The sequence below is a fragment of the Microbacterium sp. JB110 genome (assembly GCF_003335195.1).
Taxonomy (GTDB): Bacteria; Actinomycetota; Actinomycetes; order Actinomycetales; family Microbacteriaceae; genus Microbacterium.
Window position 1 is genome coordinate 154,460 of the sequence record NZ_QPGM01000004.1, and the last position, 24,657, is coordinate 179,116.

Sequence of the window (24,657 nt, forward strand, 5' to 3'; positions counted from 1 at the left end):
AACTGGTATCGTCCCTCTGGATTGTCCTTGTTCTTTCCACCGACACACAGGAATCAGTGAAGTGAAATCAACACACCGTAAGTGGCTCACGGCCACTGCGGCGACAGTCGGCGCGGGTGCGCTGGCCTTCGGTGGCGCGGTTCTTCCCGCCGCCGCCGAAGAGTCGCCAGCAGAAGCAAGCTTCTCGACCGCTCAGGTCGAGACCGACAAGTACGAGCTCGCCGCACAGCGCACCGGCGAAACCGTCGATGAGCTGAAGCAGCTCGAACGCAGCGACGAGATCAAGGTTTCCGAGTCCGGATTCGTCATGCACGTGGACCCGGCGGCCGAGACTGCGCCGATGAGCACCAAGGGCCTTCCGGCCGCACCGGAGGGGGCGCAGGTGCCGGGCAACCCGGACGACGGCTCCCGTCCCGGCGCTGACGTCACCGTCTATCTCGACTTCGAAGGCGAGACCCTCGAGGGCACGCATTGGAATGACGCTGTGTATGAGGGAGACCCGCCGACCCTCGTCCGCGAGGCCATCCCGACTCTCAACTTTGAAGGGGCCGCCGCGGCGGACACCGCATTTGTCGAAGAGGTCTGGGCGGCCGTCGCCGAGGACTACGCGCCGTTCGACGTCAACGTGACGATTGCGGAGCCGAAAGACGACGACCTGTACAAGACCTCGGCCGATGACGACAAGTACGGCTCGCACGTCATCATCACCGACTCCTACGACGAGACGCTGCCGGAAGCAGCGGGCACCGGCGGTCTCGCCTGGCTCGGCGGCGTCGGTTCCGACTACCTCACCGGTGCCCTGGTGTTCACCGAGGGCGTGGGCGGCGGCAATTCCGCCGATGCCACGGCACGCAGCATCGCTGACACCGCCAGTCACGAGGCGGGCCACAACTTCGGGCTCCAACACGACGGCCACGGCGACGACGAGTACTACCAGCCGACCGATGGCGTGTGGGGCCCGATCATGGGCGCCACTTATCAGGTGCCGCTCAGTCAGTGGTCCATGGGTGAGTACAACGAGTCCACCCAGGGCCAGGACGACCTGGCGATCATCACCGACCGCTCCAAGGCCGAAGAACTGTTCGTGGGATGGCAGAACGCCAGCGGCGAGTTCGCCACGGCGTACTGCTATGACCCAACCGAGGTGGACGACGATAACCCCCAGCCGGGCGACGAAGTCTACGGCATCGATGAGAACGATGAATGCGACACGTCTGACGTGTACACGGCCACCTTCACCTACACGGACCGCGCCGACCCCGCGGCGGACGAGGTGGACGGCACCCTGGACACGGCGAAGGCTCTCGACAACACCGACGGCACCTTCGAGGCTGCGAGCGCCATCGAGACCAGCGACGATGTCGACGTCTACAGCGTGACGACCACCGGCGGCACCGTGTCGGCGACCGTCGAGGTCGCTGACCTGCACCCGAACCTCGATGCGAAGCTCACACTGCGCGACGAGGCGGGCGACGAGATCGCCGCGAACGACCCCGCCGCCGAGCGCGAGTCTGAGGACGTCGCCATCGGTCTCGGCGCCTCCGTCTCGGTCGATGACCTGGCTGCCGGCACCTACTACCTGTCCGTCGAGGGCGTCGGCTTCGGCGACCCGAGCACGGCGACGGGTGGCCCCACCGGCAACGCAGGCGGCTACACCGACTACGGCAGCCTCGGCTACTTCGCCCTGTCTGGTGAAGCCGCTCCGTTCGAGACCGACCCAATCGTGATCGAGTCGCCTGCTGACGGCAGCGAGGTCACCGGCGGTTCCGACGTCGAGGTCACCGGTACCGCGACTCCGGGCGCCGAGGTCGAGCTGACGGTCGCCAGCGACCAGGGAAGCGGAATCGCTGGCACGGCTACGGCCGACGACAGCGGTGCGTGGACCGCAACCGTCACCGCCAACGAGTACGGCGAGACGAGCATCACCGCTTCGCAGACCGTTGACGGCATCGAGGTCCCCGAGACCGACTCGGTCACGGTCCTCTCCCCCGTCGAAGCCCCGGCCATCCAGAACCCGGCTGACGGCTCGACGACCGACGACACCAGCCCGACCGTCACCGGCACCGGCATCCCCGGGGCCGAGGTCACCCTCGTCGTCGACGGTGTCGAGTACACAGCGACGGTCGACGAGGACGGCAACTGGGAGGTCACGACCGACGTGCTCGCCGACGGCGAGTACACGGCAACGGCCACCCAGAGCATCAACGGTGCGACCAGCGATGAGTCGGCCACCGTGGCCTTCACGGTCGAGGCGCCGGACAACGGCACCGACGGCGGCACGGACGGTACGGATGGCTCCACCGACACCGACGGCACGGACGGCTCCACGGATGGTACGGACGGCTCCACCGACGGCACGGACGACACCGACACCGACCTGGCTGTGACCGGTGGTGACTTCAACGTCACTCCGTTCGTGCTCCTGGCTGCCGGCCTGCTCGTGATCGGTGCCGGAACCGCAGCGTTCGCCATCCGCCAGCGCAAGCTGGCGATGAGCAGCTGATCATCACGGCGGTGCTGTAGGCCACGGCCTGCGCACGTGGGGGCGGGAATCGCGAAGCGACTCCCGCCCCCACTCCTGTATATGGGGCTTTGTCGGTATCATGAGAGACCCATCCGGCACCCAGACCTCTCGCCCGTTCGGGCGGGAGACCGATCAGAGGGGGCTGAAATGACCGAGCACGCTGAAGGCAGCCGCAGAGGCATGATCATCACGGTGGTCATCGTCGCAGTCGCCGTCCTCGCCGTGATCGCGTTCGCCGTGTCGCAGCTGTGGGCGAACGACGGCGATGCCGATCCGACCGGTTCCGACGGAACGACGATGCCGACCGAGACCGCCACGGCCGATCCGGATGACGAAGGAGACGACGTGAGCACGGATGACGGCAGCGACTCGAACGGCACAGACGCCACCACGACCGAGCCAGGTGAGGTGACCGGCACGAACAAGGTCCTTCCCGGAAGGATGAGCGGCCAGGAGGCCATCGACGCCCTCGGCGACAAGATCGACGTCGTCGCGAAGCGCAACAGCATGACGGTCGACGAGTTTAAGGACCTGCTGCTGCGCGACAAGTCGGCGCACGTCTCACCGCAGGGCTTCATCGTCTACATCGACACCAACGCCAAGGACGGCTGACCGCCCCGCACGCAGAGCTCGGGCGGCACTCCTGTGGTGGAGTGCCGCCCGGACTCTGTATTCGGATGGACTAGTGCTGCACCGCCTTCTCCGCGCCGTGGCCGGTCAGCGAGCGCACCTCCATCTCCGCGGCGAGACGCGCGCTCTCCTTCTTCGGCCCGAGAACCGAGCCGAGGAAGCCGAGCAGGAAGCCCACGGGGATAGAGATGATGCCGGGGTTCGACAGCGGGAAGATCGCGATGTCGAGACCCGCGAACACGCTCGTCTCCGTGCCGGAGAACACCGGCGACAGCACGATCAGCACGATCGCGGCACCCAGGCCGCCGTACATGCTCATCACCGCACCGGTCGTGGTGAACCTGCGCCAGAACAGCGAGTACAGGATCGTCGGCAGGTTCGCCGACGCCGCAACGGCGAACGCCAGCGCCACCAGGAACGCGACGTTCTGGCCCTGCACCCCGATGCCGCCGATGATCGCCAGCACGCCGACGACGACGGTCGTCACGCGGGCGACCCTCACCTCGCCGTTGCCGGTGACCTTGCCCTTCTTGATCACGTTCGCGTAGATGTCGTGCGCGAACGACGCCGACGCGGTGATGGTCAGGCCGGCGACGACCGCGAGGATCGTGGCGAAGGCGACAGCGGAGATGATGCCCATCAGCAGCGGACCGCCGAGCGCGTTGGCGAGCAGCGGGGCCGCGGAGTTCACACCGCCCGGTGCGGCAAGGATCTGCTCGGGCCCGACAAGAGCGCCGGCACCGTAGCCGAGCACGAGGCTGAGCAGGTAGAACAGGCCGATCAGCCAGATCGCCCACACCACCGAACGCCTGGCCTCCTTGGCGGTCGGCACCGTGTAGAACCGCATCAGCACGTGCGGCAGGCCCGCCGTGCCGAGAACGAGGGCCAGCGCCAGGGACAGGAAGTCGAGCGGATTGGCGTACTTCAGGCCTGGGCCGAGGATCTTGTCGCCGTGCTCGGACGCGGCGACCGCCGACTCGAGCAGCGTGTTCAGGCTGAAGCCGTTGAGTGCGAGCACCCAGATCGTCATCACGAGGGCGCCGCCGATGAGGAGGAACGCCTTCACGATCTGGACCCACGTCGTGCCCTTCATGCCGCCGATGAGCACGTAGAGCACCATGATGATGCCGACGACGGCGATCACGACGGACTGGCCGATGGAACCGTCGATGCCCATCAGCAGCGATACCAGACCGCCGGCGCCCGCCATCTGCGCGAGCAGGTAGAAGAAGCACACCGCGAGCGTCGTGATCGCCGCAGCCATCCGCACCGGCGCCTGCTTGAGCCGGAACGAGAGCACGTCGGCCATCGTGAACTTGCCCGTGTTGCGCATCAGCTCGGCGACCAGGAGCAGCGCGACCAGCCACGCGACGAGGAATCCGATCGAGTACAGGAACCCGTCATACCCGTTGACCGCGATCGCACCGACGATGCCGAGGAACGAGGCGGCGGAGAGGTAGTCGCCCGAGATCGCGAAGCCGTTCTGCGGGCCGGTGAACGAGCGTCCTCCTGCGTAATAGTCGGCCGCGGAGCTGTTGTTCCTGCTCGCGCGGATCACGATGAACATCGTCACCGCCACGAAGGCGGCGAAGATGGACATGTTCAGCACCGGATTCGTCTCGACGGTGTCGATGGCGGCCGCGATCATCGATCCGGCCGATGCGAACAGTTCGCTCATGCGCCCGCCTCCTGCTTCTCGAGTTCGGCCCGGATGTCCGATGCATCCGGATCCAGCCTGCGATTCGCGAACGAGACGTAAGCCATCGTGATGACGAAGGTCGTCACGAACTGCCCGAAGCCGAACAGCAGGCCGACCGTGATGTCTCCCCAGACGCGCTGCGCCATGAAGTCCGGCGCCCAGCCGGCGAGGCCGACGTAGACGAAGTACCAGACCAGGAACACCAGTGCCATGGGGAACACGAACGATCTGTGCTTGCGTTTGAGCCCGCGGAACTTCTCCGAGTTCTCGACTTCTATGTAGTCGATCGCCTCGCCCGATCCGACGTCTGTGGCGTTGTCCGTCATGTGGCCTCCCTGCCGCATGTCTGGTCTCGCAGCGAACCGATCGGCGCGCCGCTGCCGAGGTGCATCGTCGCACCCTGGTGGTAGTTTCGACGCTACGAAGCGGATCGAGGGTCGCGTCACCTCCGAAAGTCGGTAGCGACGCGAGCATGCAAAGGAGCGCACCGTGACCGAGTCACGACTTCTCGCCGGCGCCGTCGACGAACTCGCCCGGCGCACACACCTGCCCGTGGCCTTCGGCGGGCTGATCGACGGCTCGGGCGTGACGAGGGTCACGGCTTTCCGCGGCAACCGCACGCCCTCCCTGTACGGGCTGTCGGTGGAGCGCGATCGCGGGCTCGGCGGCAGAGCGGTGACCGAGCTGCGCCCGCGCATGGCGCGCGACTACGCCTCGGCCAAGCAGATCACGCACGACTATGACACCTACATCCTCGGTGAGGGTATCGGCACGCTGCTGGCCGTGCCCGTCATCGTCGGCGGCGCCCCTCGCGGCGTGCTCTACGGCGGCGTGCACGGCAGCTGGAGCATCGGCGGCGTCGCCGCCGCACCGGCCGTGCAGATCGCCGAGCGACTCGCCCACGAGCTCGCAGAGCGCGAAAGGGCGCTCGAGCAGGCGAGGCCGACGCCGGAGGCGCGTCCGGAGCCCGGGCTCTCCGCCGTGCAGCAGGAGGAGCTGCGCGAGAGCTACGCAGAGCTGCGGCGCATCTCGTCCGAGATCGACGATGCGGGGCTGCGCCAGCGACTGCACGATGTCGAACGCCACCTCGCCGCGCTGTCCGGGGCGACCCCCGCCGCAGCGCCCCGCACCGATGTGCGCCTCTCACCGCGCGAGACGGATGTGCTCGCGTGCGCTGCACTCGGGTCGACGAACGCGGATATCGCCGGTCAGCTCGGTCTGCGGGAGAGCACCGTCAAGGCCTACCTGGGCTCGGCGATGTCGAAGCTCGACGCGAACACCCGTCACTCCGCCGTCACGGCCGCCAGGCGCGCGGGACTGCTGCCATAGCCGCCTCGCACCGCTCTCTTCCCCCAACGACCGCGCGCGACCGTTCGGGTGCGAAATGGGGGCGGCAGGAGGTCCGGCCGTGCACATCACCCGTCGTCGGTGATCGGCTTGCGCACGGCGTGCGGGACGCGCCAGCGGAGCCAGAGGGAGAGCAGGCGCAGCACGAACACGAGCGCCGCGACAGCGAGACTGACCCAGCCGAAGTACCAGTCGGCGGTCCACATCACCGTGACGAGTGCGGCGCCCAGCATCGCGGGCAGTGCGTAGAGGTCGCGAGGGTCGAACAGCTGAGGGTCGCGATTGGCGACGACGTCGCGCAGCAGCCCGCCGCCGACACCGGTGGTCACGCCGATGAGCGTCGCCGCCACCGGGTTCATGCCGTGCTCGAGCGCCTTCACCGCTCCCGTCGTGCAGAACAGCCCGAGCCCCGCGGCGTCGCACACCAACAGGGGGCGTGTGAACCGGCGCATGTGGCTGTGCAGCACGTACACGATCGCCGCGGCCACCAGCGGAGGCAGAAGGAAGATCGGCTGGTCGAATGCCGTCGGCGGCACACCGAGCACGAGGTCCCGGATGACGCCGCCCCCCAGCCCGGTGAGCGACCCGAGCAGCAGAGATCCGATGATGTCGAAGCCCCGTCGCGCCGCGAGCAGCGACCCGGACAGTGCGAAGAAGAACACCCCGAGAAGGTCGAGCGTCAGCGCCATGAGGTCCCCTCCTACTCGTGACGACACAGAGCCTACGCGGTGCGCACGAAGAAGATCCCGGGACGATTCAGAACATCCTGAGTACGCGACTCACACGGCCACCGCCCGCACCCGTCTCGCGGCATCGATACGATGGCCGCGTGACGATGACGAACCGCAGACAGCCCATCCGATCGCGAGCAGGGATCGCCCTCGTTCCGGCGGTCCTCCTTGCCGCCCTCACCGGATGCGGACCCGCTGTCCCATCTCCCGAGAACATCGGCGAGCGCACCGCCGCCGCGATCCGCGACGCCGGCTCGGTGGAGTTCACGATGACGAACGGCGACCTCGAGCAGACCGGAACCGTGATGTACGAGGACGACGAGATCGTCGCCCTCGACGTGACGATCAGAGACAACGCAGAGCGGTCCGTGGAGAGGGAATGGGTCGTCGACGGCGAGTACTGGCACGCGAGAAATGAGCATGCAGACCCGGCCCGCAGCGGTGCAGTTCCGCCGGACGAGCTGCTCGCCGCATGGGACTGGGCGCAGGTGCAGGAGGACATGACCGCCGACGCCTCCTCGATCGAGGAGGTCGGTGAGCGCACGATCGACGGCGTCGACACCACAGGCTTCGAGATCACGTCGGACGATCGGGTCGAGACGTGGTGGGTCGACGAAAGCGATCACCTCGTCGAGTACGAATCCGAGCTCGAGGACGGAACCACCGGAACCGGCACCCTCTTCGCCTACGGCGAGACCACCGAGATCGAGGTCGAGTAGCTCCGGATGTGCCACAGGGGCCCGCACCGCTGACAGACTGAGCGCGACCGATGCCGAAGGAGCTCGCCGTGCTCGACCTCGCCTTTCCGTTCGCTGGGCGTTGGCTGACGCAGAACAGCCCGGCAGATCGAGTGCCCAGCCACGGCACGACTCGCTTCGCCAGCTCCCACTCGATCGACTTCGTACCGGTCGACGCCGAAGACCGCAGCGCCCGGTTCTCGCTCGCCTCGCTTCTGCGACCCGAACCGCCCGAGCGCTTCGTCGGATTCGGCCGTCCGGTGCTGGCCCCGGCCGACGGAACCGTGGTCTCTGTCCATGACGCCGATCCGGACCACGAGGCGCATCGCGGCTTCCCATCCGTCGGCTACGCCCTCACCCAGTCCCGTCGCGCCGATCGCGGCTGGCAGCACCTGGCTGGGAATCACATACTGATCCGGATCGACGGTGCGATCCTCGCCCTCTGCCATCTGCAGCGCGGCAGCATCCGGACTCAGGTCGGAGCAGAGGTGCACGTCGGCGAAGAGATCGGACGCTGCGGGAACTCGGGCAACAGCACGGAACCCCATCTGCATCTGCAGGCGATCGACCGGACCGACCCGGATCGAGCGGATGCAGTGCCGTTCACGCTGCGCGGGCGGCTGCCGCGGAACGGGGAGATCGTGGTGGCGTGACCGACGTCCGTCACGCGATGACGGAGAACTCCCGCACCGGATGGCTGTGGCCGTTCACGATGACCTCGAGCCCGTGGGTGCCGGGTCGAATCGTGCGCGTCGTCATGTTCTGCCGCAGCAATCGCGACTTGGTCAGCGTGACGGTCTCGCCCGCCGGCAGAGCGGTGCGCGCCAGTTTGAACACCTTGCGGCTGTTTCTCCCGTCGGCGCGCGGTGAGTGCATCGCGTAGTCGACGATGGCCTCCGCGTCGTGCGGCGACCGGATCTGAACCCGGAAGTCGAGACTCTCGCCGAGAGCGACCGACGCGGGCACGTCGACTTCGACCAGCTCGATGGTCTGGCCAGGCGCGATGCCGACCAGCTCCAGTGCCCCGGGATGCCCGGCTTTCACCAGCGTGCGGGTGGCGTGCCGCACGATGAACGCCAGCTCGCGCGGCTCCTGCCTTCCCTTCCCCTGCCACCGGCGCAGCGTCTCGAGCACGAGATCCGGATCGGTCTTGGCCAGGTCATTGACGTGATTGGCGACCGATCGCGTGACGAAGCGCGTCGGATCGGCGTGCAGCTCATCGAGCAGCCGGACAGCGCGCAGCGGATCCGTGGTGATGCCCTGCCCCCAAGGCAGGCGGGGCCTGGTGCCCTCCGAGCACAGCCGACGCACGTGGTAGTGCTCATCGCGGCTCCATCGCTCGAGCGCCGCGTACGTGTCGTCAGGGAACTGATTGAGGAACGAGCGGATCGCGTACTCGGCCGAGAATCGGGTGGTGATCTGACGGAGCGCATCGAGGGCGAGCTCGAGGTGCTCGCTGCTGCAGCCGTACGCCGCCACGAACTCGCCGTACGACGCGTAGATGAAGTCACCGAAGTCACCGTCACCGAGGGTCGGATCCGCCGGCTCGGGCAGCGCATCGACGAGCACGCGCACGGCGTCAGGGAAGTCAGCGGGAAGCCGCTCGCGCAGGCATGTTGCGATCCAGCTGATGCGCTGCTTCAGCTCCAGATCCGGCAGCCGGGCCACGACCGCGTCGGTGAAGCCGTTCGCGTCGAACGCATCGTGCGCCGCGAAGATCTCCGCGGCGACGCCTGCCACCTTCTCGCGGTTGAAGAGCTGGTCCTTGAGCGGCTGCGTCACCGTTCTGCCCGAACCAGCTGAACGACGACCAGCACCGCGGCGGGCGCGAGCAGCACAAGCGCCACGATGTTGACCCCATGAAACCCACCCCACGCGAGAATCGGACCAGCCAACGCCGCCGCGGCGGCGCCTGCGTAGTTCATCCCGGCATCGGTCACGCCCTGCAGCGGCAGTTTGACGCTGGCATCAGGATTCGACGCGAGCACGGTCGACGACGAGATGATGCACGCCGACCAGCCGATGCCGAGCACCACCAGGGCAGTCGGCGTCCAGCCTCCGCCGAGAGATGCGGCGATCAGACCGAGCACCACTGCCGCGAGCAGGAGAGCAACACCGATCGCCGCGGTGCGAACCGCCCCGATCCGATCGACGAACCAGCCGAACAGCGGGCTGAGCGCGTACATCCCGAGCACGTGCAGGCTGATGACGACGCCGACGATCGTGAGCGAGTCGCCATGGTGCTGCATGTGCACGGGGGTCATCACCATGACCATCACCATGACGGAATGCGCACACGCCGTCAGCACAACCGCCATCCGTGCGCGCGGGTGAGCGAACGCCCAGCGCAGCGCAGCCATGGCGGACACGCGGGCGACATCCGCAGCCAGCCCGGGCGCCTCAGCGCGCACCGAATCGGTGGCATCGCCCCGGCCATTCGGAGCAGCGATGACGTCAGAGGGCCTGCGCGTGCGGTCACCGCCGTAGAACACGACGATGACCGTCGCGGCGCACGCGATCGCGATCGCCGAGAACACGTACGGCCCTGCCAGCTCGGGCAGACCGAGGGAGAAGCCGAACTCGTTGCCGAGGTTGGTCAGATTCGGTCCCGCCACGGACCCGATGGTCGTGGACCAGATGACGAGTGACATCACCCGGCCGCGCGCGGCGGCTGACGCGTTCTCGCCGGCCGCGTAGCGCGACTGAAGATTCACAGCCTGGGCCGTACCGAACATCGCCAGCCCGATCAACAGCAAAATGAACTGCTCGACCACTGCGGCCGTGATGATGGTGACGGCTCCGAGCAGAGCGATCAGGTATCCGACGGACAGGGCCGCCCGCCGTCCCGCCTTCGCGGCGAGGGTGGCCAACGGAATCGCCGCCACGGCGGCGCCGAGCACGCTCATCGCCTGACCGAGGCCCGCGAACTCCGTGCCGGCGAGTCTCTCGGCCATGAGCCCCGCAACCGCGATGCTCGATGCCACGCCGACCCCACCGAGCAGATTCGAGGCGATCAGCACCCCGATCCGGGTACGCGCGAGCGCGACCGGCGGTGTGGCCTGCACTGTCATGTCGTCTCCGATTCCCCGTGGCGCTCATCGCCCGACTCCATGCACTCAGTCGTGCACTGGTCGCATCGTATGCGCTGCGCCGCCGCGCCAAGGTCGTCACGACCGACGGATCGAAGTGCGGCGACGGTTACGAGACTGCCATCCGGTTCAACGTCGCGATACCGCACCCGTTCCTGCGTGCGGCCGTCTCCGCCGCGCGCGCGGAGTCAGCGCGCGGCTTGTCGTAGGAAGTGAGCGCTTCCGTGCGCGGCCAGTCTCGACTGCGCCCTCCCGCGCGCCGTCCCCGTTGCCCTCAGCTCTTCGTCAGCCGCAGCATCGCCCACGACACGGGCGGCAGCACCGCACTCAGGCTCTCCCCCTCGATGGCTGCGCTGTCGTTCACGCGCGGAACCACGGAATCCGGATCGTCAGCCGTCGCCTGTCGCATCGGGTCGGGATGCGCGAGCGTGAGGGCCTCCACCAGACGAAGCTCGCCGACGCCGCGCACGTCGACTGTGAGGTCGAGTTCTTCCTCGGTCGAGCGGTTCACGGCGAACACCACGACGTCGCCCGTCTCTGCATCGTGCGTCGCGACGGCGTCGAGCACGGGGGACGAACCGAACTTCGCCGTGTCGTACGTGGGTGCGTCGATCGCGACGCGGAGCACCTGGCCCGACGCGTGACCGGCGGTGAGGGAGAACGGGTGGAAGGTCGTCTGACGCCAGCTGCGCCCGCCCGGCTCGGTCATGATCGGCGCGATCACGTTGACCAGCTGGGCGAGCGACGCCGAGTGCACCCGGTCGGTGTGCCGCAGAAGCGAGATCAGCAGGTTGCCCACCACCACCGCATCCGCGACGTTGTACTTGTCCTCGAGGAGCACGGGCGCGACGGGCCAGTCATCACCTTCAGGAACCTTCGACTCTGCCCGCTTCTGGTACCAGACGTTCCACTCGTCGAAGGAGATCGCGATCCGCTTGTCGTGCTTGCCCGCCGCACGAACCGCGTCGGCCGTGGCGGTGACCGACTCGATGAAGTGATCCATGTTGATCGCCGACGACAGGAACGACTTCAGGTCGCCGTCCTCTTCGTAGTAGTACGCGTGAGCCGAGACCATGTCGACCTGCTCGTACGACTCGGTCAGCACGATCCGCTCCCACTCGCCGAAGGTCGGCATGCCGGATCCGGATGATCCGCACGCGACCAGGACGAGATCCGGATCGATCATGCGCATCGCGCGCGCCGTCTCAGCCGCCAGCCTGCCGTACTCCTCCGCCGTCTTGTGCCCGATCTGCCACGGACCGTCCATCTCGTTGCCGAGACACCACATCCGGATGTCGTACGGCTCATCCGCTCCATTGGCGCGCCGCAGATTCGCGAAGTGCGTGTCGCCGGTGCCGTTGCAGTACTCGAGCAGGTCGAGTGCCTCCTGCACGCCCCGTGTTCCGAGGTTCACGGCCATCATCGGCTCGACGCCTGCCGAACGGCACCACGCGATGAACTCATCGACGCCGACCTGGTTCGGATCGGTGGAGTGCCACGCGAGATCCAGGCGCCGAGGTCGTTCGTCCGCCGGCCCCACACCGTCCTCCCATCGGTACCCCGACACGAAGTTGCCCCCTGGGTACCGCACAGTCGTCACGCCGAGCTCGCGCAGGAGCTCGATGACGTCGCCGCGGAAGCCGTTGGCGTCCGCGGAGGGGTGCCCTGGCTCGTAGATTCCGGTGTACACGCAGCGTCCGAGATGCTCGACGAACGAGCCGAACGTGCGCGGACGCACCGGGCCGACGACGAAGGCGGGGTCGACGGTGACGGAGGCGGTCAGCATGGATGGTTTCCTTTCGGTAGAGGTCGGCGCGATGCCGACATCAGGGATGAGCTGCGCCCGGTGGCGACGCGGAGCGCGTCGCCACCGGGCAAGGTTCAGCCGAGCTCGTTCTCGAGGTCGGACTGCGCCTGGTCGAGCACCTCCTGGGCAGGCACGCCGTTCTCGAACGCCTCATTGAGCGTGACGGTGCGGAAGAGGTTGTCGACCGACGGCCAGTCAGGCGCCGAGAACGACTCCCAATGGCCGATGCTGCCGGAGACCTCATTCAGCACGTCGAACAGGTTCGTCTGGAAGTACTCGTTGAACTTGTTCTCGGGGTTGTGGGTGACGGCTTCGTCCTCCCACACCGCCATGTTCACGGGGTCGAAGCCGAGCTCCTCCCACACCGCCACGTTCGCCTCAGGCGAGAGCTTGGCGAAGGCGAGCCACTCAGCCGCGAACTCGGCAACCGGCGACCCGGCGAGCGCGGCCGTGCCCGTGCCGCCGCCGCCGATGGTCCGCACATCGGAACCCTCGATGACCGGTGCGGGTGCGATCGCGACCTTCCCCGCGAGATCCGGCATGTAGTCGACGAACCGCGAGGTGTACCAGGCGGGATACACGACCGCGGCGACATCGCCGCTGTTGATCACACCGAAGGCCTCTTCGTCATCCGGACTGCCGCCAGGGATCGTCGAGATCGCACCGGCATCCTGCATCTCCTGCATCATCTCGATGGTCTCGACGGCCTCCGGGCTGTTCACCTGCGGCTTGCCATCCGCGTCCATCCACTCGCCGCCCAGTTGAGCGGTGATGAGCGGATCGACGAAGTTGACGCCCGTCTCCGCGACGCCGAACTGCTTCCCGGTGCTGTCGTGGTAGCTCGCACCCGCCTCGCGGAAGTCGTCCCATGTCTCGATCGTCGTGTAGTCGATTCCGGCCTCGTCCAAGAGCTCCGCGTTGTAGAACGCGACGAACGCACCGACGTGCGTCGGGTACGCGTACACGGAGCCGTCCTTCGAGTACAGGTCGAGACGCGCCTGCACGACGTCGTCGGCATACGGCCCCGCTGCCTCGGTCAGATCCACGAGCGGCGGGTTGTCTCCCTGCACGAAGTTCGCGAACTTGTTGACTTCGATGTCGACGACGTCAGGGAGACCCTCCCCCGCGTTCAGACCGAGCTGCAGCTTGTTGTGCATCTCCTCGTACGGGTAGATGGTGATCTGCAGGTCGATCTCCTGGTCGGGATTCGCCTCGTTCCACGCATCGGCCATGGCCTCGTAGAACGCCGCGTGGACCTCAGCGAACACCCACATATCGACGACGGTCGAACCGTCGTCGTTGACGACGGGCTCCTCGGCACCACCGCCGCCACCGCATCCGGCAAGCGTCACACCCGCAAGCGAGAGCACCGCCGTTGTCAGAAGGATCTTGCGCCTTTTCATGATGGTCTCCTTTGATCATTCACTGTGAGGGACAGACTCGGGTCGCTCAGCCCTTGACCGCACCGGCGGTCATGCCTTCGATGAAGTAGCGCTGGAAGGCGAGGAAGAGCAGAAGTATGGGAATCAGCGAGAAGAACGCGCCGACGATCAGCAGGTCGTAGTTGTTTCCGTGCGGTGTGAGCAGTGCGTTCAGACCGATCGGCAGGATGAACTTGTCGGAGCTGCGCAGAACCAGCAGCGGCCAGAGGAAGTTGTTCCAGCACAGCATGCCGTTCAGGATCGCCATCGCCGCGACGGCCGGCTTGGCGATCGGGAGCACGAGTCGGAAGAAGATGCCGAACTCCGACACCCCGTCGACCCGCCCGGCCTCCACAAGCTCGTACGGCACGCCCAGGAAGTACTGACGGAAGAAGAAGATGGTCATCGCGTGGGCGAGGAAGGGGAGGAAGATCACCGTGAAGGTGTCGGCGAGGCCGAAGTCGTTGACCTGGACGTACAGCGGCAGCATGATCATCTCGAACGGCACCGTCATCACGATCAGTACGGCGATGAAGACGGCCTGCTTTCCGCGGAACTCGTACATCGCGATGCCGTACGAGACGAAGGAACTGATCAGAAGCGTGAGCACGACCTGCACGGCGGTCAGCCACAGGCTGTTCCAGAACCAGACGAAGTAGTCGCCGGACTCGGTCAGGAGCACCCAATAGCTGTCGAGATCGAACGAGCCGAAGTCGATGGCGAAGGTGACGCCGCTGCGCAGCAGTGTTCCGCCGTCCTGGAAGGTGCCGAGGAAGATCGCGAGGATGGGGACCAGGGCGATGACCGCGATGACGATCAGGAAAGCGGATTGGATCAATCCTGCCCAGCGGACCGGCCAGGGGAGCTTCGGCCGTTCGTTCCCGACGATCGGGATGCTCGTGCGCGTCTCGCTCATCGAGCCTCCTCCTTCCGGAAGGTTCCCGTCAGCGTGAGCTGCGTGATGTTGATGGTGAGCACCACGGCCAGCAGGACGACGCCCACGGCCGAGGCGAAGCCCATGTCGTTCTGCTGGATGCCCTGTCGGTACAGGTACCCGACGATCGTCAGCCCCTGATTGTTGGGCGACTGGTTGCCGGCGTAGAGCATGAAGCTCTCGGTGAACATCGCTAGGCCCCCGTAGATGCTGATCGTGACCACGTACACGATCGTCGGACGCAGATTCGGCACGGTGATCTGGAAGAACTGAGCGACCCGTCCGGCCCCGTCGATCGATGCCGCCTCGTAGTACTCCCGCGGAATCGCCTGCATACCCGCGAGGAAGTACATCGTGTTCACGCCGGTCCACCGCCAGACTGCGAGCACCAGGAGCACGACGAGGCCCGGCACGTCCTCGCGCAGCCAGCGCACCGGATCGAGGCCGATCGCACCGAACACCTGGTTGATGACGGCCGTCTCGCTCTCCGAGAACATGAGCCGGAACACCAGACCGGCCACGACGAGCGAGGTGAGCGCCGGAACGAACAGCGACGCCTTGAAGAACGACTTGACGCGGTCGCTGCCGATCTTCGAGTTGAGGATGGCGGCGAGAACCATCGGGATCGGCACCAGAAGCACCATCGTCAGCACCATGTACCGGAAGCTGTTCCACATCGCCTGCCAGAACACGCGGTCGCCGACCATCCGCTCATAGTTCGCGACGCCGACGAACGACTCCTGGCCGTACAGCACCTCGTGGAAGCTCATCACGAAGGAGCGCCCGACCGGAACCGCCCAGAACACGAGCAGCGTGATGATGAACGGCAGCACGAACAGATACGGAGCGGCCTTCTTCGAGTACAGCAGTCGCTTCATTGCATCTTCCTGAGTGAGGGAGTCGGCGCCTTTGCCGGATCTCACGTTACAGCGCTGTAATTGCTGGCGCAAGGGGCGACGTCACTCCCGCTTGTACAGTGGGATCCGCGACACAGGACTGTCCTCCGTGTGTTCGGATATCGTTGTAAGGATCGGTCCCGAACCTTCGATGGCTAGAGTGGTCGGAAGCGGGGCAGAACGCGGTAGAGACGGCAACGGGGGCGCGATGGCATCGACAATGCAGGATGTCGCACAGCTCGCGGGTGTGTCGATGAAGACGGTCTCCAACGTCATCCACGAGCACCCGCACGTCCGCCCCTCCACGCGCGAGCGCGTACGCGCAGCGATCGACGAGCTGGGCTATCGCCCGAACATGTCCGCCCGCGGCCTCCGATCGGGCCGCACGGGTGTGATCGGCCTCGCCGTCCCGTCCCTCCGTGAGAACTACTTCGCCGAGCTCGCAGACGCGGTCATCCGAGCGGCCGACCGCCACGGACTGAGCGTGCTCGTCGAACAGACCAGCGGCGACCGCGAACGCGAAGTCGAAGTTCTCACCGACAAACGGGCTCGCCTCACCGACGGACTGCTCTTCAGCCCGGTGGGGCTGGGGCAGCCGGACGCTCCGCTTCTCGATACCGAGTTTCCGCTGGTGCTGCTCGGCGAGCGCATCTTCGGCGGGCCGACCGACCACGTCGCCATGCACAATGTCTCGTCCGCTCGCGCGGCCGTCGAGCACCTGATCGATATCGGCAGGCGTCGGATCGCCGTCATCGGTGCCGAGCACGACGCGGACGACGAGGCGAGTTCTGCCAGGCTCCGGGTTGCCGGCTACTTCCAAGCGCTCGAAGGCGCGAGCATTCCGGTCGATCCGGATCTCATTCGTCACGGACCGCACTGGAGCAGGTCCACCGGGGCGATGGCGATCCGGGGCCTTCTGCGGGACGGCGTCGGGTTCGACGCGGTCTTCGCGCTCAACGACTCACTCGGGCTCGGCGCGCTCCGCGCCCTCGGCGAGGCCGGGCTGCGCTCGCCCGAAGACGTCGCCGTGATCGGATTCGACAACATCGACGAATCGCAGTTCACCGTTCCGTCGATGTCGAGCGTCGACGTCGGTCGCGATCAGATCGCAACCGACGCCGTCGACATGCTCATCGAACGCATCGAGAACAAGGCGCCCGGTCAGCGGCCCCGCACCGTCAAACCCGACTACCGGATCATCCGGCGCGAGTCGACCGGCTTCCCCGTCCACGGCCGATCGGACGTGGACGGGGAACGCTCCTAGACGAACAGCTTCGGCAGGAAGTCGATCAGCGATTTCTGCCAGACGTCCCAGCTGTGCGGGCCGGGGATCAGCGGGTTGAACTCGTGCTCGACGCCGTTCTCCTCCAGGGATTCGATCAGAGCCAGGGTCGGCTCGTAGGTGAAGTCCTGGATGTCTCCGGAGTAGATGCTGAGCAGCTCCGTGACCTCGTTGAGCTCCTCGACGTCGGCATCCGGAGGCACCGACCCGAAGGTGGAGAAGAGCCCGATGTATGCGAACTCCCCTGGGTGGGCGAAGAAGGTGCTCAGCGCGTGCCCTGAGCCCATCGACAGCCCGGCCAACGCGCGGTCTGCGCTGTCGTCGCTGACGTGGTACTCGCGTTCGGCCGTCGGCACGATGCTCTCGGTGATCTCGGTCGGGAAGTCGACGCCGTTTCCGTCCGCCATCACGACCACCATCGGCTCGATGGTTCCGCGCAGATAGTGATTGTCGAGGATCTGCGCAGCGCGCCCGACCTGGATCCAGTCGCTCCACACCTGCCCGCCGCCGTGCTGCAGGTACAGCGTCGAGTACTCGTCTGCGCGATCCGGGTCGTAGTCCGACGGCGTCCAGACGTACGCCGAACGGGTCTCGCCTGCAGTGCTGTCGTACTCCATCGTCGTGACGTCGCCGCGGTCCTCCGGTGCCGCATCCGCCGTGTACTCCCCGCGCAGGTTGTCGCCTGCGATCTGGAACGTGCTCCAGGTCGGTTCGGAGTTCACCACCGTCGGGTTCGACTCATCCTTGACGTCGACGCCGTCGCCCGTGAACTTGTAGTAGTACGAACCGCCGTCGACCGGCCCGACGGTCAGGCGCCACCGGTCGCCGTCTCGGATCATGGGGATCCGCAGCCAGTTGCCGGCGGGGCCCCAGTTGGCCCACACCGTGACGTTCGTCGCATCCGGGAATTCGTCGGTCTCGAAGGTGACGATCCCGTTCTCGTCGATCCAGGGCGTCGGTGTCGTTCCGGGATCAGGCAGCGAGTGCTCGCCGTCGAGCGGCAGATGCCCCTCGCTCATCCCCGGGTCGCCGCCGTCCTGGAACAGGCGCGGCGCGAAGTCGGCCAGTGCCTCCTGCCAGGTCTCCCAGATGTCGCCGTAGGCGGGGTTCGACCCGTCGGTCTCGTATTCGACGCCGGCCGTGTCGAGCTTCTCGGAGAGCGCGACGTTCTGGTTGTAGGAGGCGTCCGTCGTGTTCCCGACGTACAGGCGGACGAGATCGGTGTTCCGGTTGACCTGCTTCGCGTGCCCGTTGCTGATCTTGCCGTCGAAGTGTCCTGAGAAGGATCCGACGCTCGAGAACTCCTTCGACTTCTTCACCATCAGCTCGAGTGCCTGGGCCCCTCCGCGTCCGATGCCAGCGATCGCACGCTGATCCGAATCGGACGAGACATGGAACCCGTCTTCCACGGCGGGAAGCAGGTTGCGGAGCATCTCCCCCTGGACGTCAGAGGTGTCGCCGTCGCCCATCACGACGACCATCGGCTCGATCTCCCCCGAAAGCGCGAGATTGTCGAGGATCTGCGCGGCGCGCCCGAGCTCGGTCCACTCGCTGTATGCCTGACCCTCATCCGGCAGCAGGTAGAGCACGGGGTATGGCTCCGCGCGGTTCGCATCGTAGGTCGGGGGCGTCCACACCTGCGCAGAGCGCTCGGCGTGCGCGACCCTGCTGTCGTAGTCGAGCGTCGTCAGCTCTCCGCCACCCGCTGCGTCCTGCAGCCACTCGGCCGAGTCGCCAGGCACGAAGAAGGTGGACAGCTCGGGCCGAGACGTCACCGTCTGCTCGGTGTCGGGGTTGCGGAACTCGACGATCTCCTGTTCGGAGGTGATCGCCTCGTACTGGAACGAGTACTGCCCGGGCTCGAGAGGACCGATCTTGGCCGACCAGGTGTCGCCGTCGCGACCGAGGTTCAACCGCGACCACTCGTGGCCCGGACCGAAACTGCCCTCGACCGCGAAGCCCGCGGGGTCGGCCCCGACCTCATCCACCACCACGGAGTGGGGAACGGAGAACTGATAGACCCCGTCGGCCGGTTCGGAGATCCACGGGTCGTCTGCGATCAGTTCTGCGGCAGCGGGTTGAGCCGCCAGCAGAGCCCCAGCGCCCACCGCACCTGCCGCGATGAGCGCCGTCCATCTGCGGCCCGCACCGCGCGATCGAGAGATGCGTGTTCGAGTTGCAATCACCATTGATTCCTTTCAGTACGCGAGTGCAGCCGCACTCTGCGCCGTGATCCTTCTCATCGGCGAGGGGAACGAAACCGGAAGATGCGCCTTTACAACGTGGTACGCCACCCCGTGTGCAAGCATGGAGCGCAGTGCTGGCAATGTCAACAGGAATTACCACGTTGTATGCTCATCTTGACGAAGGATGATGCGCAGCATCTCTGAGCACGAGCAGTCCTCGCATTCGATGACGCTCGTCGCCCCGAAGAGCGCCTCCTTCGGCTCCGGCCCCTCGCGTCCTACGCTTCGCCGGTGTTCCGCTTGCTGCGCGCACCCGACGCGGCACGCGCCCAGATCGCGCTCCCGATCAGCGCGAGCGTGATTCCACGCACGATCCAGAGTCCCGGCTGCCAAACGATCTCATAGTCACCGGGAATGCCGAGCACCGCCAAAACGAACTGCACGACCGCTGCCCTGTTGGCCTCCACATCACCAACGCTGGCAACGATCACCAGGGTGATGGCAGGCATCGCGAGAAGTATGAGCGGTGCATAGAGCCGGAACGCGGCGACGCGTTCACCGCGAATGGCATCGAACGCTGCCAGACCCAGCATTCGCAGCGGCAACACGACCAATGCCCAGAGCAGGAAACTGAGTCCAAGGCCGAGGAAGACCATGAACGCGAACGTGAGCATGACCCCGGCGGCACTCGAGGAACTCGTCACGTCGAAGTAGACAGGGTGAGCGAGCATCGGTCCGATACTCATGGCGAGGAGACCTGCCGGGAGGACGACGAGCGGCCACCACAGCAGTGTCCAGAAAGGCTCCTGCTGCCGTAGTTTGCAGAGCACGACAAGCTCGATGATCAGGCCTCCGGCGATCATCGGGAAGAGGAACAGCGACAGCAGCATGGGCAGACCATCTGCCCGGTCCGGGTCCAGCAGCACCAATGGGACAGTGGCGATGGCGAGGGTGGTGAGCGAGATGATCGCAACCGGAAACGAAATGCTTCGCATCGGCTGTTTCGGATACACGATCGGCTTGCCGCGGTCGGAGAGGGTCTCGACCGCGTGCCAGAAGTCCACTGAGCTCGCTCGTGCCATGTGTCCCAACGCTCCGTCCCCTGCAAACAGCCTCGTTCGCTGCGGATCTCGGATAGCTCGGGCAGCGACTCAAGTCTACGGCTGTGTTCTCGAACCGTGCCTGGTGGCGCGTGAAGGCCACGGCAAGCTGGACCAGCGAACCTGGTGGGCGAGGCGACCTCCAACTCGGTTGAGAGCCTGAACAGGCCGAGCGTCGCGAACCCACGTCACGGCGGATCAAGATACGAAGAGAGGCAGGCTCCACGACGGAGGTGTGCTCGGCAGAAGTGGTGCGTCTCGACCTGTTCTCAGATCGAAATACCTGCGGATCAGTGAGGACCGTACCGGCGAGGAATCGGAATCGACCGCCAGCGGACCTGGCGTCTGTCAGCACCGTACCGATGCCGCGGAATGTGCACCCCTGAGTTCTTCATAGGGGCTCACGGCGCGGGAGGACGATCGGCGCCCCCGTTCCGGGGTCATCGAGAATGAGCACCGGAGTTCTGTAGACAGTCTCGATGCGTTCAGCGGTCAGCACTGCACGTGGAGTGTCGCGCGCTATGAGACGCCCGCTGTGCAGCACGGCGATCTCGTCCGCGTACGCGGCGGCGAGCGAGAGATCATGTAGCACCACGACCACGGCACGCCCGCGGGAGGCGAGGTCCCGGGCGATGCGCAGTACGTGTTCCTGGTGCTGCAGGTCGAGCGCGGCGGTCGGTTCGTCGAGGAGCACGATGGCTGTCTCTTGTGCGAGCACACGTGCGAGCGATACGCGCGCCTTCTCCCCGCCGGAGAGAGTCGGGAACATCCGGTCGGCCAAATGAACAGTGTCGGTGATAGCGATTGCGTCGGCAATAGCGCGCTCGTCGTCGTCCGCGTGTCCAGTGCTGGCCCACGGTGCCCGCCCCATCTCGACCACTTGCCGTGCGGTGAAGGAAAACGCCATCTGGTTCGCCTGCAGCAGCACTGCGCGCGTGCGCGCGAGCTCCGTCTGCGACCACAGCGTCAGCGGCCGCTCGCCCACCAGCACCGTCCCGGATGACGGGGTGGTGTCTCCGGCGAACAGGCCGAGGAGGGTGGACTTCCCTGCACCGTTCGGGCCAACCAGTGCAAGCACCTCGCCGTAGCGCACCTCGAGGTCGACGCCCTCGACGATGCGAGTACCGCCCGCCCGATACGTCACCAGTTCGGCCCTCAGCGCGCTCCGCGAGCCTGGCCGCGGCGTGCCGCTCATGCCCATCCTCCGGCTTTGCGCCGGTTGCGGCGGATGAGCCAGTAGAAGAAGGGGCCTCCGACTATGGAGGTGAGCATGCCGATCGGCAGGTCGGACGCCGCGACGAGCGTGCGGGCCAACAGGTCGGCGTAGACGAGCAGTGTCGCCCCGCCCAGCACCGAGACCAGCAACAGCCTGCGATGGGCGGGGCCGAGGATCATACGCACCAGGTGCGGGACGACCAGGCCGACGAAGGCGATGATGCCGACAAAGGCGACGCCGACGCCGGTCAAGAGCGCGACCACCACGACCGAGAGGATGCGCAGACGTTCCACCTTGACGCCCAGGTGCGCGGCGGTGCGGTCGCCGAGGGCGAGTAGGTCGTACTGCGGGGCGAGCCGGATCGCGATCGCCGCGGCGGCCAGACCGACCACGGCAACGACGAGCACCTCGTTCCAACGCGAGCCGTTGATGGAGCCCAGTTGCCAGAACATGATCTGTTCCCGACTCTGGGTGTCGCCCAGGAACATGATGAGGGCGAGGCCCGCTCCGGCGAACGCGTTGATGGCAATGCCGGTGAGCAGCAAGGTGACGATCTCGGTTCTGCCCTGGGCGCGGGCAGTGCCGTACACGATCAGCGTGGCGACGAGCCCGCCGAGGAAGGCGAAGGCGGCGACCGTCCAGCTTCCGAATGCCGACAGGCCGAAGGTGATCGCGGCGGACGCACCGAGCGCGGCGCCCGAAGAGACCCCGACGACGCCCGGCTCGGCCAGGGGATTGCCGAAGATAGCCTGCATCACGCCCCCCGCGACCGCGAGTGTCGCGCCTACAAGCAGAGACATCACAACCCGAGGGAAACGGATCTGCCACAGCGTCTGCTCGATCAGCCGGTCAACCGGAGCCGCAGGGTTGTCGATCCCGACGGCGCGCATGATCGAGCCGACGATCTCCGCCGGGCCGATGGGGAGCTGTCCGAGGCTTGCGGACAAGACGGTCCCGACGGCGAGCAGCACGACGGTCACCGCGATCACGACCGTGCCCCGCCCGTAGCGAGCGCTGGACGGTTGGGCCTTGAGTGTCGCGGCCTCGGTGCGCGTCATCGATCCTCGTCGCCGGCGGATCCATGTGGGGCATACACGGCGCGGGCGAGGGCGTCGATGACCTCGGCGGAGCGCGGCCCGAAGGAGAGGATGGTGCCGTCGTCCATGTCGACGATGCGCCGGTGCTCACCTGCGGCGGTGAGCGCGATCGCGGGTTTTTCCTCGAGCAGGCCGTCGACGCCGCCGACGGATTGGATGCCGCCGGTCATGGTGAGGATCAGGTCGGGGTCGGCGGCTACGAGGGCCTCGTCGGTCATCGGCCTCATGCCTTCCCAGCCGAGTTCGTTCGCGACGTCCACACCGCCGAGCGCGTCAATCAGCTCGTCCGCCCCGGATTCGGAGCCGAACATGTAGTAGACGCCCGCGTTGCCGCGCAGGTAGAGGAAGAGAATGCGCACGCGATCCTCGTCCTGTGCGGGAGCCAGTGCTGCGACCTGGTCGATCGTGCTGTCGACCTGTTGGCGGATGCGGTCGGCGAGCATGTCGCCCGCCTCGGCGGCCCCATAGACCCCGGCGACTTGTCGCGCCAGTTCCTCGGCTCCGTGGAACGACGCGTCGTTGTTCACGAACACGACGGTGATGCCCACGTCGCGCAGTTGCTCGATGACGTCGCGCGGGCCGACGGTGCCGTCGGTGATCACGACGTCCGGTGCCAGCGCAATGATCGTCTCCGCGTTGACCGTGTGTCCTGCCGAGGTGACCGTCTCGATGTCTTCGGTTCCCGGGAAGGTGGTGGACTGGTCTTTTCCGACGAGCGTGTCGCCGAACCCGAGTGCCCAGACGCTGGCTGCGATCGAACCGGCGAGGTCGACGGCGACGACTCGGCTCGTGTCGGTGATCTGGACCTGCTCCTCGGTACCATCCTGACGGTAGGAGGTGACGGTGACGGGGAGGGTTTGGTCCGGGTCGTGTGTCAACGGGGCGATCTCGTTGTCGGTGAGCGTCGCGGTCGAGGGTCCCTCGTAGTCGCGGGGGTCGTCGAGGGCGTCGAGCTCGCTCAGGGCGGGGCGCTGTTCCTCGTCCGCCGAGTCGGTGCCGTGTCCGCTGTCGGCACACCCGGTCAGGAGCAGCGCCGTGGCGGCGAGACCCGCGATGAGGGCCGAGAAGCGCCGGCCCGATCCCGCGGTCACGAAGTCTCTCCCGGCTGGTCGTCGTCGTTCCCATCGCGCGACGCGGCACCCGGTGCGGTGGGTCGGCGTCCTCCGATCAGCAGGCCGACGGTGAGACCGATGATGAGCAGCGCTGCCCCGCCCACTCCGATCGGCACCCACGGAACATCGCCTGGTGCGGCGGCGAATGGTGGATCCTGTGTCTGATCCGCGTCCGGTTGCGCATCCGCCTGCACGTCGTCGTCCGGCGGCGCCACGGCGTTGCAGTCGCCGAGGTCGAGCGTGAGCGTCAGGGGGTCGAGCTCTGCGCCTGCCTCGTAGAAGCCGGCGAAGGCGGTCGCGCCGGAGTTCGTCAGCGTGGTCGGCGCTTCGTCGATGACCAGTTCCCCGCCGTTCGGCGTGAGATTCGGGTCGACGGCGATGTCGCCGACCCATTCCTGCTCAGTGTCGACGGCGACCTCCCCCTCCATGTCGTTGCTCCGCGCGTCGAGCAGCAGCGCGGCCGCGCCCTGCCCGTCGAACTCGATCGTCGGGTTCGCGAGCCTGAGGTCGAGCACCCCGTCATGTCCGGTGAAGTTCACCGTGCCGGTGAACGACACGGCGCCCGTGCCCGTCTCGGGGTCGATGCTCCCGGTCGCACCGCTCCAGCGGAACTGCGGTGTGTCGTATTCGGCGCCATCGGACGTCTCCCATGATCCGTGCGCGATCGTCCCGCTGATGTAGGCGCGGAAGCTCTCCTTGACACCCCAGGAGAGGGTGCCGACGCTGATCTCGCAGCCGTTCGCCGTATCGGCGGCCGCGGCAGCAGGTGCGGCGGGCGGGGTGAGCACCGCAGCCATCGACACGGCGGCAGCCACCGCGCCAGCGCGCATGAGGAAACGAGGATTCACA

Annotated in this window: 22 protein-coding genes; 7 read left to right on the forward strand and 15 right to left on the reverse strand. The window is 66.8% G+C overall.

Annotation, left to right across the window (positions count from 1 at the left end):
• Window positions 1–61: 61 nt before the first annotated feature.
• Together CIK77_RS09105 and CIK77_RS09110 are read left to right on the forward strand one after the other, a co-directional pair.
• On the forward strand, window positions 62–2,503 hold the full coding sequence (locus tag CIK77_RS09105; protein ID WP_087055894.1) for a M12 family metallo-peptidase: 2,442 nt from the start codon (window positions 62–64) through the stop codon (window positions 2,501–2,503).
• 168 nt (window positions 2,504–2,671) lie between these two features.
• Window positions 2,672–3,136 (forward strand): hypothetical protein, encoded by a 465-nt coding sequence (locus CIK77_RS09110; protein WP_087055893.1) that lies wholly within the window; start codon window positions 2,672–2,674, stop codon window positions 3,134–3,136.
• A gap of 70 nt (window positions 3,137–3,206) precedes the next feature.
• Here the strand turns inward: CIK77_RS09110 and CIK77_RS09115 are convergent, their stop codons facing one another.
• Both CIK77_RS09115 and CIK77_RS09120 read right to left on the reverse strand, forming a co-directional pair.
• A complete protein-coding gene (locus CIK77_RS09115) occupies window positions 3,207–4,832 on the reverse strand; it encodes a solute symporter family protein (protein WP_087055892.1) in 1,626 nt (541 codons plus the stop codon).
• Complete coding sequence (locus tag CIK77_RS09120; RefSeq protein ID WP_087055891.1) at window positions 4,829–5,179, reverse strand: DUF485 domain-containing protein; 351 nt, start codon at window positions 5,177–5,179, stop codon at window positions 4,829–4,831. Before CIK77_RS09120 ends, CIK77_RS09115 begins: the two co-directional genes overlap by 4 nt.
• A 163-nt stretch (window positions 5,180–5,342) precedes the next feature.
• Here CIK77_RS09120 and CIK77_RS09125 point away from each other — a divergent pair, with 163 nt between their 5' ends.
• Window positions 5,343–6,182 (forward strand): helix-turn-helix transcriptional regulator, encoded by an 840-nt coding sequence (locus CIK77_RS09125; protein ID WP_087055890.1) that lies wholly within the window; start codon window positions 5,343–5,345, stop codon window positions 6,180–6,182.
• Window positions 6,183–6,268: 86 nt separating this feature from the next.
• Here the strand turns inward: CIK77_RS09125 and CIK77_RS09130 are convergent, their stop codons facing one another.
• Complete coding sequence (locus CIK77_RS09130) at window positions 6,269–6,889, reverse strand: trimeric intracellular cation channel family protein (protein ID WP_087055889.1); 621 nt, start codon at window positions 6,887–6,889, stop codon at window positions 6,269–6,271.
• Window positions 6,890–7,029: 140 nt separating this feature from the next.
• On the opposite strand from CIK77_RS09130, the gene CIK77_RS09135 reads away from it, so the two are divergent.
• Together CIK77_RS09135 and CIK77_RS09140 are read left to right on the forward strand one after the other, a co-directional pair.
• Window positions 7,030–7,650, forward strand: a complete 621-nt coding sequence (locus CIK77_RS09135; RefSeq protein ID WP_087055888.1) for a hypothetical protein — start codon at window positions 7,030–7,032, stop codon at window positions 7,648–7,650.
• A 50-nt stretch (window positions 7,651–7,700) separates the two neighbouring features.
• Window positions 7,701–8,321: a M23 family metallopeptidase gene (locus CIK77_RS09140; protein ID WP_087055887.1), complete on the forward strand. Its 621-nt coding sequence runs from the start codon at window positions 7,701–7,703 to the stop codon at window positions 8,319–8,321.
• A gap of 10 nt (window positions 8,322–8,331) precedes the next feature.
• Here the strand turns inward: CIK77_RS09140 and CIK77_RS09145 are convergent, their stop codons facing one another.
• Window positions 8,332–9,450 carry a DNA alkylation repair protein gene (locus CIK77_RS09145; RefSeq protein WP_087055886.1) on the reverse strand — a complete coding sequence of 373 codons (1,119 nt, stop codon included), beginning with the start codon at window positions 9,448–9,450 and terminating at the stop codon, window positions 8,332–8,334.
• The gene (locus CIK77_RS09150) at window positions 9,447–10,739 is read right to left on the reverse strand and encodes an MFS transporter (RefSeq protein WP_087055885.1); all 1,293 of its coding nucleotides are present in this window, start codon (window positions 10,737–10,739) and stop codon (window positions 9,447–9,449) included. Before CIK77_RS09150 ends, CIK77_RS09145 begins: the two co-directional genes overlap by 4 nt.
• A gap of 17 nt (window positions 10,740–10,756) precedes the next feature.
• On the opposite strand from CIK77_RS09150, the gene CIK77_RS09155 reads away from it, so the two are divergent.
• Entirely contained in the window at window positions 10,757–10,966 is a 210-nt protein-coding gene (locus CIK77_RS09155; RefSeq protein WP_087055884.1) for a hypothetical protein, read from the forward strand.
• Window positions 10,967–11,031: 65 nt separating this feature from the next.
• Here the strand turns inward: CIK77_RS09155 and arfA are convergent, their stop codons facing one another.
• From arfA to CIK77_RS09175, 4 genes are all read right to left on the reverse strand, one after another.
• Window positions 11,032–12,543 carry an arabinosylfuranosidase ArfA gene (arfA, locus tag CIK77_RS09160; RefSeq protein WP_087055883.1) on the reverse strand — a complete coding sequence of 504 codons (1,512 nt, stop codon included), beginning with the start codon at window positions 12,541–12,543 and terminating at the stop codon, window positions 11,032–11,034.
• A gap of 95 nt (window positions 12,544–12,638) precedes the next feature.
• On the reverse strand, window positions 12,639–13,967 hold the full coding sequence (locus CIK77_RS09165) for an ABC transporter substrate-binding protein (RefSeq protein WP_087055882.1): 1,329 nt from the start codon (window positions 13,965–13,967) through the stop codon (window positions 12,639–12,641).
• A 46-nt stretch (window positions 13,968–14,013) separates the two neighbouring features.
• Window positions 14,014–14,901: a carbohydrate ABC transporter permease gene (locus CIK77_RS09170; protein WP_087055881.1), complete on the reverse strand. Its 888-nt coding sequence runs from the start codon at window positions 14,899–14,901 to the stop codon at window positions 14,014–14,016.
• Window positions 14,898–15,797, reverse strand: a complete 900-nt coding sequence (locus CIK77_RS09175) for a carbohydrate ABC transporter permease (RefSeq protein WP_087055880.1) — start codon at window positions 15,795–15,797, stop codon at window positions 14,898–14,900. Before CIK77_RS09175 ends, CIK77_RS09170 begins: the two co-directional genes overlap by 4 nt.
• A 226-nt stretch (window positions 15,798–16,023) precedes the next feature.
• Between CIK77_RS09175 and CIK77_RS09180 the strand changes: the two genes are divergently transcribed.
• Window positions 16,024–17,079, forward strand: a complete 1,056-nt coding sequence (locus CIK77_RS09180) for a LacI family DNA-binding transcriptional regulator (protein WP_087055924.1) — start codon at window positions 16,024–16,026, stop codon at window positions 17,077–17,079.
• Here the strand turns inward: CIK77_RS09180 and CIK77_RS09185 are convergent.
• The 6 genes from CIK77_RS09185 to CIK77_RS09210 form a co-directional block, all read right to left on the reverse strand.
• Window positions 17,076–19,283: an alpha/beta hydrolase gene (locus CIK77_RS09185; RefSeq protein WP_170934205.1), complete on the reverse strand. Its 2,208-nt coding sequence runs from the start codon at window positions 19,281–19,283 to the stop codon at window positions 17,076–17,078. The two genes, CIK77_RS09180 and CIK77_RS09185, sit on opposite strands and share 4 nt — an antisense overlap.
• Window positions 19,284–19,561: 278 nt before the next feature.
• Complete coding sequence (locus tag CIK77_RS09190) at window positions 19,562–20,347, reverse strand: hypothetical protein (RefSeq protein ID WP_114347242.1); 786 nt, start codon at window positions 20,345–20,347, stop codon at window positions 19,562–19,564.
• Window positions 20,348–20,774: 427 nt separating this feature from the next.
• Window positions 20,775–21,578, reverse strand: coding sequence for a heme ABC transporter ATP-binding protein (locus tag CIK77_RS09195; RefSeq protein WP_087055877.1), 804 nt, complete (start codon window positions 21,576–21,578; stop codon window positions 20,775–20,777).
• Window positions 21,575–22,657 (reverse strand): FecCD family ABC transporter permease, encoded by a 1,083-nt coding sequence (locus CIK77_RS09200; RefSeq protein ID WP_087055876.1) that lies wholly within the window; start codon window positions 22,655–22,657, stop codon window positions 21,575–21,577. Before CIK77_RS09200 ends, CIK77_RS09195 begins: the two co-directional genes overlap by 4 nt.
• A complete protein-coding gene (locus tag CIK77_RS09205; protein ID WP_170934204.1) occupies window positions 22,654–23,787 on the reverse strand; it encodes a heme/hemin ABC transporter substrate-binding protein in 1,134 nt (377 codons plus the stop codon). Before CIK77_RS09205 ends, CIK77_RS09200 begins: the two co-directional genes overlap by 4 nt.
• The gene (locus tag CIK77_RS09210) at window positions 23,784–24,656 is read right to left on the reverse strand and encodes an HtaA domain-containing protein (RefSeq protein WP_140403559.1); all 873 of its coding nucleotides are present in this window, start codon (window positions 24,654–24,656) and stop codon (window positions 23,784–23,786) included. The genes CIK77_RS09205 and CIK77_RS09210 overlap by 4 nt, the downstream gene beginning before the upstream one ends.
• Between the last annotated feature and the right edge of the window lies 1 nt (window position 24,657).